The following is a 14,959-nucleotide window of genomic DNA, read 5'->3' as shown; positions in this document are numbered from 1 at the left end:
AAGCTGCCTATGCGGCAGTGAACATCTGCTTTAGAGATTGGCATTTCAGTGATGATTTCTAAGCTGCCTATGCGGCAGTGAACAACGCAGCACAAATGCCCTTTCATCAAGCTGTTTTCTAAGCTGCCTATGCGGCAGTGAACTTTTTGGCGTTCATGATACGTTATCAACTTTTTTTCTAAGCTGCCTATGCGGCAGTGAACACCCTTATGATCCTGATGATAATGTAAAAGTTTTTCTAAGCTGCCTATGCGGCAGTGAACATTAGGTGTTTAGGGGCGAGATGCCAGAAGTTTTTCTAAGCTGCCTATGCGGCAGTGAACGACCACGCTCAGATTATTGAGCACCATGGCAGTTTCTAAGCTGCCTATGCGGCAGTGAACTATAAACTTTAAAGCAAAAAACATGTGATAACAATGCGTTAAGGGTATTTATTAAAAAATACCCTTTTATTTTATCCGTTTTATAGCTTATTGATTTTAAAATCTATTTTTAAAGAGCAAAAAATAAAGGTCAAAAATGAGGAACCGTTGCAACCAAATTTAAGCCATTCGTCACTTGGCTTAAACCGTAACAATTAAATGGCCCTTTTTGCTCTTGTGCTGACTCCAGCCTTTCAATAAACAACGGAAAAGGTCGCCCGCCACCCTCAGTTTGCTTGGTGTGTAAACTTTCAACCCAAATAAAGGGTAAGCGATTGTTGGCCTTAGGCTTGCTTTTGGATAACGCCTCTAAACAGGTATCCAACGATTGCCCTGTCTTCGCCGACCATAGCTGCGCTTTTTTCTGCATATCCGCCTCTATTCGGTTTTTTCCTTTTACATGACGCCGAATATAACTCACCGGTACAGATTGCTCGGGAACCTGCAATATTGACTTGATATGCACATAATCTGCCAGCCTCGCTAACCATTTTGGTAAATCCAGTTGCTCAAGCTCACTTTGTCCACTAGCATGCAAACGGATTTTCTTACCTAAACGAAAACCTACACAACCATATTCGGGAAACGCAACTGCAATGCCACTTTCCCCTTGTTTTGATTGGTTATCCACCAGCGCAATGTGGATTTGCTGGTAAACCTTTTGCCACAGGAAATCCAAAGGAACCGTCGAGTCAGGCAATAAGGTGACGTCCTGATAATAATTCATAAGCCACCTTATTTATCGCTTTCACCAAAGACACCACCACGAACCAACACCGCCATCACATAATGTTCGTCTTCAACACGAACCAATTTTTCGCCTCGTGCCCATTTATCAAAATGGGTATAAAAATCCTGGTTATCTTTTGGTGTTCGATAAGCTGTACCTAGGTTGGTCACCGCGCCGTAAGGCTCGATAGCAATCGCCCCAGCGCCACTTTCGCTACCGTAAGCGGGGTACCAAGTGTCGATAGAGCGCAGTGCATTACCAATTTTTTGTGAGTGCATAGCTGCATGCTCATTGACGTGGTAAAGGATTTTACTTTTATCCCCTTTACCTTTATCCATCACCAGCTCTTCGCTTGGATAAACTTCTTGGGCTTTGCCGAGTTGAACAAATGTGGTTATTTCCAGTAATAGTGCTGGGTTTTTACCCGATAAGGCCGCTGAAATTCGTTCACCCAACTTATTAATATTTTCATCGCGTTTATCGAAATTATGAATACTGTGTTGTGTCGCATCAAAGACCCACTGTTCTTCATTACCTGCATTTAATGCTTTTACGATAACTTCGATGTTTTCTGCGCCCACACGGTTACGCCATAAAAAACGCCCATTGGCAATATTGTGCGCATAGCGGTACCCCAACTCTTTAAACCCTTCATTTTCAATATAGCCAGTCGCTGCTTTGCTGTAACTCTGCTTAAAAAGCGCATTATTACAAGCCGATGGTGTTTCAACGCCTCCCAATACTTTTAAGGTAAATTGGTGCATTAAGGTGTCTTGGTCAGTACCGAGTGCACATGCATCCACCGTTTGTAAATTAGCTTTTTCAACTTCTGCATTTAATTTCAACGGGTCGTTTTTTACCGCACCTTTTAAACGGTTTGAAATCGTGCCACGAACGGATTTTTCTTGTAATGATAATGGCGCAAATTGCGATTTATCATCCCAACGTGTTCCATAAAAGTATCCATCCGACGGAACCAGTTTTTTTTCAAATGCTAAAACAGATGCAACATCATTATTCTTCGCCATTACCTATTCTCCACTCGAAATAAATTTAGATACCACTTGTTGGCATAAATAAAGGTCATGGGATTCGTCATAAACGTATTCCCACAAAATTTCATCAATTTGGTTAGCGCGGTTTACCAAAATAAACTCACCTAACGTCACGATGCTTTCAGCAAATCGGTGAGGTGTTTTTTCGTCTCGCTGGTTTTTCGCTTGGGCTAATGGGGAAATCCCCTGATACCCCGTTGCGATAGGCACAATCCAACCAGATGCTTTGCGTTGACTACGCCATTCAAAATGCGTTTTTGCCTCATCCTCCTTGATTGCTTCAACACATCGGTTTTCAACTGCAACATAATCGATTAAGGCATCCATGGCGTCTTGCCCTTCTTCCATGGCTTCAATCATTAAGTCACGCCGTTCAATTAAGGCATAACCTGGCATGAGACTATTGAGCAAACTTTGCTTTGATTTTCCTTCGGGATCATCTGGGCGCAAAATGTGCGTTGACGGCTTCCCTAAGGAAAGGATGTCACCACCTGCCAATTTCATCGTCAAAACCAAGTCATAAATGGTTTGCAAAATAGTTGAATCGGCGGGAAGAGCTTGTACTTCGCCCTCATTCCCTATGCCATATTTAATCAGTAATGACACGTTTAAATGGCAACGGGCTTCCTCGATAAATGCAGAACGCGTCCCATCATTGTTTAATGGATTCCCCGTCCCGACAATTGAACTTACATAATCATTCGGCCCACGATAGGTTTGTAAATCACATTCATGACTAATCACCCCAATTGAACCCAATATAATATTCAGACCATCAATTTCCCGTAGTTTACGCTCAAGGGCATGCATAAACCCGAGCCAAGCGGTCATTGCAGGAAAACCAATGGTATATGGACTTGATAATGCATTGGCATTTTGAATGTTGATATGAGGAAGTTTAAGTATAAAAGTTGAGCTCATCGTAACAGCTCCTTATTCAGTGCAATAACCTCTTCAATGGCCGCAAATTCATCACTCCCCAACTTAATCGCTTTTTTCCCCAGAACTTTTTTGTAATGCCGTATAAACTGCTGAGTGATTAGGCTGATAATCACAGATAGCCATTCATCTGAATTATTGCGCGGTTGGTCGGGGAATAGCCAAATTTGTTGCTCTTTTGGTAGCTGAGTGGGCAATGGTGTATTGGTTTGTTCAAACTGGCGTCTTACTTCCCACATCATTAACATTAGGTAGTCCATATACTCATGGATGCGTCTATTTCTGAATTCAATAAAGCGGCTCCCTCGCTGCTCTTTTGGTAGACGAATTAACCCATGAAATGCCTCCAAGGTTTCTTTTACCTGCCAAGGGTTTAGGCTGTTAGTAAAGAAATCATAGGTTGGCATATAGCGTTGTCGCTGCGCAATTTTCGGTGGCACTGAAGCCAATAAGTGGGCTTTCCCTGCATTTTGGTTATTTAAGACCGAAATATTTTGCGGCTTAGTGCCCCCAAAGCCTATTGTGGTCAGCCCATAAATTTCTTTATAGCCAATCTCGCTGTATTCCCCTTTACGTTTTAAATCACGCAATGTTTTGGTTTGTTCAGAAAAGCGAATAGTATCAAGGCGTTTACGTAATTCGAAAACGAGTCCAGAAGGCGTTAATGGGGATAATAAATGGTATTGCGCATCTTCCATCCAAACAGGGAAATAAACTTGTTTGATTTTTGAGCTGGTAATGACCGTTTCATCTGTTGCGACCATCGCTAAAAAGCCGTCTCTGAGTACCTGATAGCTTTCATCGCCCTGATTAAGCAATTCTTTTGCTAACTGGGTTTCATCCTCAATATGCGAAAGTACGGTTTTATTATCTTGTAGTTCCAGTGTGAGAAATTTATACACATCGAGTGCGGCAGCATTTCCCAATGCATCCGTTTCAACAACCACATTTCCTGTGCGCAAAAAACCATCATTGGCTTGTATGCAATTGGCGAGTATTGCTGAAACATAGCCATTTTTGTTCTTTCTTGAACTTGGATGGCTAAAGGTACAAGGGTGGGTTGATAACGAAATTTGCCCCGCCCTCTTCGCTGCATTGGGTAGCCATTGCTCTAACGAAAAAACCGCATCACACTCCTGCTGTAACTGCTGCAATTCACCGTCATTCATCGATGCCTTGATGTTTTTTTTAAGCCAACCCTCTTTACGCTCCGCAAAAAAGGCTTCTATTGCTGGATCTAACATAATAAATAGTCCTTTTGACTTAAATTTTTACTCGGAAACTTTAAATGTGCTAAGCCCCAGTTGGTCGTTATAGTGAAGATAATTTCCACTCACTTTGCGGGGTAAAAAACTTATTTCGCCGTATTGTTTAGAAAGTTGCTCCGCTTGCTGGTATTCACTTTCTCTATTTTCTAAAGATTGTCGGTAATCCCTCACTAACCATAATTTCTGTTTTAATGACTCAGCAAACGGCTGAAAATTAATCCCATATTCTGAGCTGTTATCAACCCAACCACTCTCTTGACTGTATTCACAAAAATGAAGCTTATTTTTGGCTGATAAAATAAGCGATAGACGTATCTCTGGCTGAGTTTTTCTAAAAGAAACAAACTGTTGAGGAAGTGCCGTCATCCACCAACCCCCACTGGTATACCCCCAGAGTGTCGTTGGTCTGTTTTTAGCAACAGTCGCTTCTGATAGAAATGAAGAGCGTTTTCTAACTGTCGTTTTAGAGGGTGTTTTTTCGGGAGCTGTTCCCATCAACCATTCAATAGCCGCATGTTCTAAACAGGCTAAATTGGTATGTTGCCGCTTTTTCCAGTCTGATGTAGGCTGAATTCTGGGGATTGCATCGACAGACTGCCGTAGTTGTTGCTCATCCACCAGCTGGCACAGATCATGGGTCGCTAGCTGTAAACTCAAATGTTTGTTTTCATACCCTGGCTTGGAAAATGCCTCTTCGCCTTTACGATCCAAAAACCCTTTCCAATTATATTGCAACAAGGCAATATTGGGGCTCGCTGTTTCTCCTTCGCGATGTCGCCTCACTCGCCCTGCCATCTGAATAATAGAGCGATACGATGACGGCTCAACCACAGCCCAATCAAAATCATGGTCGCGCCCGACTTCTTCCACGGGAGTGGCGACTAAAATAAAAATAAGGTGTTTGGCTTTACCTTGTTGGTGTGTTTGGTCTAAGTGTTGACGAATGATGACATCTTGAAAAGCACTTGGTTGCTCCCCTGCCTTTTCCTTGCGTTTCAATACCGCATCAAGGTGCTTTTCTTGCTCATGGCGTAACAGTAATACCTGCTGACTATGGTAGGCCATCGTTCGAATCTCTACGTCTTCAGGCCATTGATTAGCAAGCAAATAATGAGTTAGTGCGGCACATACAGGAATATTCGCAACGCGTACAACACCAAAAGAAACACTGAGTTGGGTTTGCGTTTCAATGCAAAAATGGGTGCGATGTAAATGTAAGATAGCTTGCTGGATATGGGCAAAATATTGCGCTTGAAGTTCTTCACCTAGTACTTTTTGCATTTTCACTATGTATGCTTTTCGGCGCGCCACCAGTGATTTCAGTACGTTAACGCGCTTTTCAATAAATGCGTCATGGTATTGACGGTAATAATTTAATGTCTCTTCATCATCCATCGCGCTAATCGTTGCTATCTGGCATGAATGCGTACATTGATTTTTCTTTTCATTGTATTGCCCCTCATCTACCCAAACACAGCCAATTTGTGGTGATTTTTGCTGGCTCAGCGCATGAATTCGCCAACCCAGCTGATAAGCATTAAAATAAAACAGCGCCAGAGTTGGTGTAATTGTCGCCGATGAAATCATCACCTTGCGCCCTAGCATTCCCGCTAAATGAACTAAACGCCCGATTGATGCGGAGTCATCACCGATAAAATCATCAATTTCATCAATGACTAAGTCTGATGACATTAACCGAAGATAGGGAAGAATATAGCGCCCACCGCGAGTGGTTTCAGTCGCCCCCATAATATGGTCGATGGTACAGGCGAGAACGGGCGCGTAGAGTAAAGCTCTATCTTTAGGACGAGTTAACACCGTTGAAAGCTCATCCTCAGGTAAGCAACCTTGCCAGCTCTCTGCCAACCAATTGAGTTCTAGCCCTTCGCCATCAAAAATCCTGTCTTGAGATTCCGAACCAAACTCCGCGAGCTGTTGTTCTTTCTCAATCATTTTTTGTTTAGATTTTTCTTCTTGGTGAAGCTCTAACACAGCTTTAGACCCAATCAGTACCGCAAGGTTATCTTCCTTTATCCCTAAACGGTCTCGGTATTCATCCCCGGTTTGCAGAGTTAAGGTACGTAACCCCAAAGCAAGAATAAAACGCAGACTTTGCTTGTCATCAGATAGCGCTTGCATGATCTTGGCGTTTGCCGTGGTTTTTCCACACCCTGTACTCGCCATATTTACGATAAAATACCCTTGGGGTTTATCGTGTTGCTCTTCTCGATAGCGATAAATGTGGTTAACGGCATCCTCCTGCCAACTGAATTTTCCTGTCGCATTTTTATCGTGTTTTAGTTCGTTAATGTCACTCGCGGATGGGGGTTCTGACTCAAAAAAAGGTAAGTATTCCGTCACGTTGGCAGCAATATTCGCGACATTCACTAAATGTTCATCAAGCTTTTGCTTGTACTGTACCGCGCCGCTAATACGTTGGGTGTTTGCATAAAGTGGAATAGATGATTGCCAATCTGGACTTGCATCTTTGGAGGAATAATTGTGATCCCCTAACATTAAACATAAGCGAGCCTGTTGAGCGACCAGCCGCCAACAACCATTTTCAAGTGCTTCATTAAACAATGGAAGTTGATGCTTAAGGTGCTCCGCCGCTTCGCTCACAGCACGCTTCCACGTTAACGAATCACTTAATAAGCCTTGGGGGAATTCAAAACATTGATTTACTCGGCTCTCATATTCTTGCTGATTATAATTGTTTTGATATCCCCATTGTTTATCGAGAATTTTTAATAAATTTTCCAGGGACTGACACTCTTTACCTGCAAAACTCTCCCGTTCTTCTTTATTTTCGATAAAAGGCAATCGATGGTGAGAAACAACCAACCAAACTAATAATGATGCCGCATCGGGTAGTGCCGCTAATGGGTTTTTAAGGGTTTTATTTTCTTTTATCCAAGCTTTTAACTGTTGCTCATTCCATGAGGATGTCATCAGTGCCGTGATCCAGCTTTCATCATTTTGGGGTTCGGTCTGGCTTTTTACCAAAGCACTTAATAGGAGCACTGATATCCACTCATGCCTTAAGGGGTCTCCTTTAAAAGGCATTTCTGAGTAAGGGTTGAGTTTGTCTTGAAAAAGCTGTGAGGCTTTCCCCCAATCATGAAATAACGCGGCTAGACGAACCAGCGCATTAATCAGCGGCAGGTATTTCCAATCATGTTCGTGTTCACTTCCAAGCAAGGATTTTTCCGTTCGATTGACAGGCACAAAACCTTGTTGATTAAATTTATTTTTTTGCCCAACTACCCATAATAATTGGCTGCGGGAACGAGAACGTACCCAATGGCAACTCACTGCGGTGTTACGGCTCGCACTTTGTCGCAACAATTTTTTGACTGTCTGTAAGCCATCCTCAGTGATGAGTGTTTGCCAAGTATTGTCACCAATTCGATTCGCAAACGCATCAAGTACACGGCGGGTTCTTTTTAAAGCATGTTTTTCACACTGTGAAACAAAGGTCACCATCATAATGCTGTACTCTGCGAGGTTTGCTCAGTGTGGCCTTGTAACGCTATCGATTTCACCGTATCAAATAAAAAGTCCAAAGCGTGATGTTCAACAAAAGACTGCAGTATTTGCTGGCGAAATTCTTGTTCTGTTGCCTCTTCTTTCGCACAGATAAACGCCCATGGCAAAACAATGGCATCTTTAATTAAGTCTGCAACATCAAAAACCAGTGCACCACGCCGTGTTTTTCCATGCATCACAGCGAAGCCATGAGGAATACCGAGTACCCATAGACAACTTGCAGCCAGCCCATAGGCCAAATAGTTACCATGATTTAAAAAAGCATTCCCTTTATCGGCGGCTTGATGTTGACGTTTAAAGTTTTTTTGCTCCGTATTATTGGCAGCGTATTTGTATAAGGCTTTGGTTAATTGCGCTTCCGTTAGAAGGAGTTCTTGGGCGTTACTGGCAGATTCAGTACGTTGATGAAAAGTTGAGAATGCAGTTTTTAGCGTATTATCTTGATAAATAAACCCTTCATTTTGTAAATCACGCGAATTTTGCCAGACTTTTTGCAGATATTGAATTCGAGATTGTTGGAATTTTTTCGCCGCAACTAAGCGCTTTTCATCATCAAACCAGAAACTTAACCAACCTTGCAGATATTCTGTTGGTCGATATTCCCCTTCAGGTGTCATCCACTCCACTTCCGTAGACATATATAACGGTGTCCCGCCACCACCACAAAACCCGACTAAAACACCTGCTTGGGACAGCATTCGCATCGCCGCTTGGGTAATAGACGTTCCAGTTCCGAGCAAAATAACCGTGGTATTCGCAATAGGAATATTAAAGTACAGGTTTTCATTTTTCGCTTCAGTGAAATACAGCACTCTGCCATCTTTTTGCATCACACGGCAATGTTCTAAGTAGTACATATTGGCGCGCTTAGAGTGCAAAATGGTTTTGAGATCTGATGGTGAAAAATCATCCATGATGACGTAACATCCTTTTAAATTGATAAGTTTATTGAATGTTTTAAGGTCAATTAGAATCTACATTCCCACACTAAACAAGTCAAAGTTGGCACTAAAGTGAAATTTGTGAAGAGCTTGGCAAAAGCCATCGTCAAAATAACTTTTATCGGTAATAGTGCGTAGATAAAAGGCTGCCTAGATGGCAGTGAACAACCATCACTCATAATCGGCTTGCGTAGCCGTTTTCTAAACTGCCTATGCGGCAGTGAACATTCAGCCGACAAAGATAACCCGATAAGCGAATTTTCTAAGCTGCCTGTACGGCAGTGAACTAACAACTCTAATAATAACCTCTGATCCTTTATTTCTAAGCTGCCTATACGGCAGTGAACGAAAGAATTGAGAACTCTAGAATGTCTAAATATTTTCTAAGCTGCCTATACGGCAGTGAACTTGATGATAATATTTCCCCTGCATCGGATATATTTCTAAGCTGCCTATACGGCAGTGAACGGTTAATGCAGGACATTATTGATTGGGAGAATTTTCTAAGCTGCCTATACGGCAGTGAACGCCTACCAACAGCTCGCTAGTCGCTTTATGCGTTTCTAAGCTGCCTATACGGCAGTGAACTTTGCCATTGTACGCCATGCAAAATATTTTCATTTCTAAGCTGCCTATACGGCAGTGAACATGCCAATTTCTTTGGCTTTTCTCACAATATCTTTCTAAGCTGCCTATACGGCAGTGAACATTTGATTGTTATCACGCAAATTCTCACACGGTTTCTAAGCTGCCTATACGGCAGTGAACGTTGATACGGTGTACGGTGCTTGTGAGCAATTTTTCTAAGCTGCCTATACGGCAGTGAACTGGTCAGATTGCACCGGCCCTCGCACACAGTGTTTCTAAGCTGCCTATACGGCAGTGAACATAATTTGTATAAAAATTAACCAAATCCATAATTTCTAAGCTGCCTATACGGCAGTGAACTATAAAATATCATAAATAAAGTGAATCACAACAACCTGTTACCGTTAAAAACAGGAAAATACCTTCTTTTTACACCTATTTTATAACGTATTGTTTTAATAGATTTTTTTAAAGAGCAAAAAAAAAAGGGTAAATTTAGGATAGCACAACTTAATTTACATATTCTTGGTGGAATACCCCTAAATCACCAAAAACAAAAAACCGCGCTCCAATAACGGCAAAGCGCGGTTGAGTAGAACTCAAGTATTAGATGATTAACGACTACCGAATAAAGACATGCTGTTTAAATCTTTGAAAATACTTTGTGATGCTTCAAACATCGCTTTTTCTTTATAGTAATCCGTGGTGGTGCCTGTCCAGTTGGTCTCAAGCAACTCACTTTTACGGGCGGCATTTTGAATTGAACGCGTGTCCGCTAAAAAATCCAGCTTATCAATTTCTTGCAGTTGTAAGCCTTGTTTTGCTTCAATATTGGAAATTTGGTCTAGTGCCGCTTTAATTCCACGGTTGGCTTCATCCATCCCTGCTTGCGCACGGTCTAAATCCGCTTGAGGTGCATCTTGCTGTGGGATTTTTAGCGCGTCAATACCTGCATTTAATGCTTTGAAAACATTCACTACATTGCTGCTGTCTGTATCAAATACCTGAGCACCTGTGAAATAAGTGGTCATTTCACGGTCGCTGGAGACATTTTGCATCACCGCTTTATCCCCCCCGTGATAGAGCACATCCCCATCGGCGTTAATTTCAAAAGGCGGCTTATCCGATTTAAACCCCGCAAAGATATAGCGACCGTTACCATCAGTAGAGTTACCCAACGCCACCAGTTGCTCTTTCAAACCGGTTAACTGTTCCGCTAATGTATTGCGGTCTTTATCACTCAAACCACCTTGGTTAGAGGCTTGAATAATTGTGGTATCGATTTGTGTGGTGACATCCGTCATTTGAGTCAAAATACTCATTTGTAATGTCATACCCGTTTTCGCAAATCCACGGCTGGTCACGTATTGCTGATTACGAGTTTCAGATTGGTTAATCCGCACCGCTTGAGATGATGCTTGTGGGTCATCCGACGGTTTGCTGACTCGTTTACCTGATGCTAATTGGCTACCTGCTTCCATCCAACGCGCTTGGGAATTATTCATATCTTGTAGGCGTTGGTGATAAATCATATTTGTGCTTAAACGCATCGCTAAATCCTTATTATGTCGCTAAAACTTAGAACGCACGCATCAGCGCATTAAACAAATCATCCACGGTTTTCAACACTTGCGCATTGGCATTGAAAAACTGTTGGATCTTCTGCATTTGAATACTTTCTTCGTTCATATTCACGCCAGAGATAGCTTGCTCTTGTTCATAGAAACTCTCTGTCATTTTATTTTGTGTTTCAGCGTCAATTTGCGCTTGTTTGGTTTTGCTTCCCACATCATTGACTAACGTCGCGTAAAAATCAGAAAACGTTGAGCCGCCATCAATCAATTTTTGGTCTTGTAATTTCACCAATTCTTTGATGTTTTCATTATCACCAGGGCCACTGTCTTTGCTGCCCGCAGCGGCAAATTTTGTTGCATCACTGATTAACGTTTGCATGCCATTAATCGCGCCACTGACAGGCTTCGCGAGGAATGAATCCCCTTTTTGTACGCTACTGTTGCTAATATTGATTTCAATACCATCAAATTTCAGTGTCGTTGCAGTTGAATCATCATCTAAAGCAACTTTGGTGCCTTCAGGTAAGCGCGTAACACTCCACCCATCATCACCAAAACGAATGTCATAGTTGCTGCCAGTCACTTTGGAAACATCACTGTATTTTAAGTCGAAATCAGCCTTGCCTGTGTTGTGAGTATTGCTCACCACATTGCCTTTACCGATTTCAAAGAAGTTCTCACCCGTTTTACCGCTGGCATCATAGCCTTTACTGTGGACTTCATTGAATTTGGTAGCAAAAACTAGCGCAAGCTTATTGAGTTTTTGATACGCAGGGTCGATAACCTCTTGGCGTGAACGCAAGATACCGCTGAGTTCACCACCACGGAAAGATTCATCAGGAATTTCACGGGCTTGGCCATTTGCGCCAACAAAGCCAATGCTAAAGCGGCTATCATCTTTTGATGATGGTACAGCTTCTAAACGGTTCGCTTTTTCACCCGTCACTAATGGCAAACCATTTGCAAACGTGACGTTATAGTTGCCATTTTGCTCAATCACTTTGACGCCAATTAACGAATTTACTTCGTTAACTAAACGATCACGCACATCAAGCAAATCATTGGGTTCCGAGCCACTGACAGAACGCACGCGGGAAATTTGCTGGTTTAAACCTGCAATTTTCTCAGCGTAGATGTTAATGTCTTTCACCTTGTTTTCGATTTGGCGGTTAACATCACGCTCCATTTCTTGTAAGCGTCTGTCTGCTTCTTTAAATTGGCTCACTAATGCATTAGAGTTACCAAGGAAAACATCAATTAATGTTTTATCGCTGGCATCACTGGTTGCCGCATCTAATGACGTGAAGAAGCTGCCAATATTGCTGGAGATATCTTCGATATCATTGGTTAGCAAATCATCGACTTTATTACAGTTTTTAACGTACGCTTCGTAGTCACCACTTCGCGCACGCGCTTGGCTGTACTGTGCATTGATAAATTCATCAAACTCACGGCGAACATGGCTGAAATACGTGCCGTTACCAAAATAGCCACTCGGTGTCATCGTACCGGGATTCTCCCCGAAAACAGCACTTTGGCGGTGATAATACCCCACACCAGCGTTAGCTAAGTTGTTAGAAATCACACTTAACCCGCCTTGTGCAGCGTTCACACCACTGAGCGCATTATTCATTACATTGTTCAGCATAAGCTTTCCTGTTCTGGGTGCGTATCGCGTTCATTGGCTGACACAATGTCGGCGATAGCAACTCAAATTATTTAGAGCATATTTAGTTATCGGAAAATCGACGTAATTATTTAGCCCTAACACGTATAAATTCCGTATTTTTAGAAAATATCATTTAAGTCGATGGTATAAGCCTGCACAGCACGTGATGCTGAAGTATTTGCCGCAGGCTGGTTGCCTCGTATTTGATTAATTAAGGTGATTAATTTATCGGAATAACCTGGGTCTGTGGCGTAACCTGCTTGATGTAAACGACGTGCCGCAATTTCAGGCGTTGGTGCTTTTTTGACATCTTTATAGCGAGGGTTATTCGTCAATAAACTGATGTAATCCGCAATGGCCTCTTCATATGAACCATAAACACGAAAATCATCGCGCATTTTAATCGTTTGGCCGTTGATCACTTCCGTCGTCATGATATTAGTGACAGGTCCCTGCCAACTTTTCCCTGCTTTAATCCCAAATAAGTTATGGCTGGTTTTCCCATCCATTTTTAATATTTCCCTTTGCCCCCAGCCGCTTTCTAGCGCTGCTTGTGCTAATACAAGCAAATGGGAAATACCACTGTCTTTACTGGCGGCCTTAGCAGGTTCAATCAAACGGCTGATAAAGTTGCTACTGTTGAGGGATAACGCTTTGATTTTTTTCAAAGGCGCAGAAAGCGCATCCCCCATCGGGGCAAAATGGCGCATCATCTGTTCCATATTAAATGGCGGTAAGGATTGCACCGTTTTTTCATCAAATGGCAATAAACTGTTGGAATTTGGGACGCTTGACGTGTGTTGATCGCGAGTCAGTTGCTGATACATCATCTCCCCAAAACCTAACCCTTTTTGGGAGAGGTCTTGGGCGATTTGCTGGTCATACATACTGGTCAACATACGGGTTTGGTCATTGGAAAATAGGCCATCCTGCGGGAGTGCGTCACGCATGCTTTTTAGCATCATTTGGACAAATGTTGCTTCCAATTGCTGCGTGACTTGGCGCAGCCCTTGCTCCGTGTTTTTATTCAATTCGCCCTTTAACTGACTTAGCGACTGTAAATCGAACGCCGCACCTTGCAATAGCTGCATATCCCCCATTAGATAATCTCCAGTTTTGCACGCAGGCAGCCCGCACTTTCCATCGCTTGCAAAATCGACATTAAGTCGTTTGGTGTTGCCCCTAATGTATTCAGTGCTTGAATCACTTGGTTGAGTTGCACACTGGCATTGACTTTTTGCAACGCGCCACCACGGTCTTGTACGCCGACACTGGTGTTACGTGTTACCACGGTTTGCCCGCCCGCAAACGGTGTATCTGGCTGGCTAACTTGGGTTTGTCTTTCCACGGTGACCGCCAAACTGCCGTGAGCTACCGCGCAGCTTTCCAGTGTTACACTGCGGTTGATCACCACTGAGCCCGTCCGTGAATTTAAGATCACTTTGGCCTCTGCCATTGGCGTACGAACATTCAGCTCTTGCACCCGAGCGAGGAACCGCACTTGGTCGCGGTTGTTTGCAGGCACTAATAATTGCACTGTACGAGAATCCAATGCGCTAGCCGTTCCCATTCCGCCCATACGATTGACCGCGTCTGCGATATCTTGCGCTAATGTGAAGCTATCTTCGTTTAATTGCAGGTTAATGGCACCACTTTGCCCAAAACTGCTAGGCAGTTCGCGTTCAATGGTCGCTCCGCCAGTAATGCGCCCACCATTAAGTTGGTTGACTTTGATGCTACTACCGCCGCCACTTGCCCCTGCGCCACCTACGAGGATATTGCCCTGTGCCATGGCATAAATTTGTCCATCCACGCCTTTCAATGGCGTCATTAAGAGTGTGCCACCACGTAAACTTTTTGCGTTCCCCATGGAAGACACCACGATATCCACCGATTGCCCTGTGCGTGCAAAAGGCGGCAATTTTGCTGTGACCATCACCGCTGCCACATTTTTAAGCTGCATATTCGTGCCAGGTGGAACCGTGATCCCCATCTGAGATAACATGTTATTTAAGCTTTGCGTGGTAAACGGCGTTTGCATGGTTTGGTCACCCGTGCCATCCAAACCCACCACTAAACCGTAACCAATCAACGCGTTATCGCGCACACCTTGAACGGTGGTTAAATCTTTAATACGCTCACTGTGCGCCGAAAAGGTAAAAAAGCAAAACAGTGATAGCAAAATTAATACGTTGTTTTTCATTGAATTCTCTCGGCCGTTACT

10 protein-coding genes and 2 CRISPR repeat arrays (1 of these 12 running past the window's edge) are annotated in these 14,959 nt (G+C 43.0%); all 10 genes read right to left on the bottom strand.

Features of this window, described 5'->3' with window-relative positions:
- A CRISPR array of direct repeats spans positions 1-383; the repeat unit is 28 nt; unit sequence TTTCTAAGCTGCCTATGCGGCAGTGAAC (it extends 725 nt beyond the left edge of the window).
- A 130-nt stretch (positions 384-513) separates the two neighbouring features.
- The 10 genes from cas6f to KDJ85_RS00775 all read right to left on the bottom strand — a co-directional run bounded on the left by cas6f (position 514) and on the right by KDJ85_RS00775 (position 14,938).
- Positions 514-1,149, bottom strand: a complete 636-nt coding sequence (gene cas6f / locus KDJ85_RS00820; protein WP_225818030.1) for a type I-F CRISPR-associated endoribonuclease Cas6/Csy4 — start codon at positions 1,147-1,149, stop codon at positions 514-516.
- An 8-nt stretch (positions 1,150-1,157) separates the two neighbouring features.
- Positions 1,158-2,180: a type I-F CRISPR-associated protein Csy3 gene (csy3, locus tag KDJ85_RS00815; protein ID WP_225818029.1), complete on the bottom strand. Its 1,023-nt coding sequence runs from the start codon at positions 2,178-2,180 to the stop codon at positions 1,158-1,160.
- Between the two features lie 3 nt (positions 2,181-2,183).
- Entirely contained in the window at positions 2,184-3,128 is a 945-nt protein-coding gene (gene csy2 / locus KDJ85_RS00810; protein WP_225818027.1) for a type I-F CRISPR-associated protein Csy2, read from the bottom strand.
- Entirely contained in the window at positions 3,125-4,390 is a 1,266-nt protein-coding gene (csy1, locus tag KDJ85_RS00805) for a type I-F CRISPR-associated protein Csy1 (protein WP_225818025.1), read from the bottom strand. Before csy1 ends, csy2 begins: the two co-directional genes overlap by 4 nt.
- A gap of 27 nt (positions 4,391-4,417) precedes the next feature.
- On the bottom strand, positions 4,418-7,903 hold the full coding sequence (cas3f, locus tag KDJ85_RS00800) for a type I-F CRISPR-associated helicase Cas3f (RefSeq protein ID WP_225818023.1): 3,486 nt from the start codon (positions 7,901-7,903) through the stop codon (positions 4,418-4,420).
- Positions 7,900-8,877 carry a type I-F CRISPR-associated endonuclease Cas1f gene (gene cas1f / locus KDJ85_RS00795; RefSeq protein WP_225818021.1) on the bottom strand — a complete coding sequence of 326 codons (978 nt, stop codon included), beginning with the start codon at positions 8,875-8,877 and terminating at the stop codon, positions 7,900-7,902. Before cas1f ends, cas3f begins: the two co-directional genes overlap by 4 nt.
- Before the next feature lie 225 nt (positions 8,878-9,102).
- Positions 9,103-9,852: direct repeats of the CRISPR family, unit length 28 nt; unit sequence TTTCTAAGCTGCCTATACGGCAGTGAAC.
- 254 nt (positions 9,853-10,106) lie between these two features.
- Positions 10,107-11,042 carry a flagellar hook-associated protein FlgL gene (flgL, locus tag KDJ85_RS00790; protein ID WP_047756907.1) on the bottom strand — a complete coding sequence of 312 codons (936 nt, stop codon included), beginning with the start codon at positions 11,040-11,042 and terminating at the stop codon, positions 10,107-10,109.
- A 28-nt stretch (positions 11,043-11,070) separates the two neighbouring features.
- Positions 11,071-12,714, bottom strand: coding sequence for a flagellar hook-associated protein FlgK (gene flgK, locus KDJ85_RS00785; RefSeq protein WP_225818019.1), 1,644 nt, complete (start codon positions 12,712-12,714; stop codon positions 11,071-11,073).
- Between the two features lie 140 nt (positions 12,715-12,854).
- Entirely contained in the window at positions 12,855-13,835 is a 981-nt protein-coding gene (gene flgJ / locus KDJ85_RS00780; protein ID WP_225818016.1) for a flagellar assembly peptidoglycan hydrolase FlgJ, read from the bottom strand.
- Positions 13,835-14,938: a flagellar basal body P-ring protein FlgI gene (locus tag KDJ85_RS00775; RefSeq protein WP_225818014.1), complete on the bottom strand. Its 1,104-nt coding sequence runs from the start codon at positions 14,936-14,938 to the stop codon at positions 13,835-13,837. The genes flgJ and KDJ85_RS00775 overlap by 1 nt, the downstream gene beginning before the upstream one ends.
- Positions 14,939-14,959: the final 21 nt, after the last annotated feature.

Source organism: Providencia vermicola, from assembly GCF_020381325.1.
In the GTDB taxonomy this organism is placed as follows: Bacteria; Pseudomonadota; Gammaproteobacteria; order Enterobacterales; family Enterobacteriaceae; genus Providencia; species Providencia vermicola.
The sequence above is the reverse complement of the archived record's forward strand: the minus strand, read 5'-3'. Positions and strand labels throughout refer to the sequence as shown.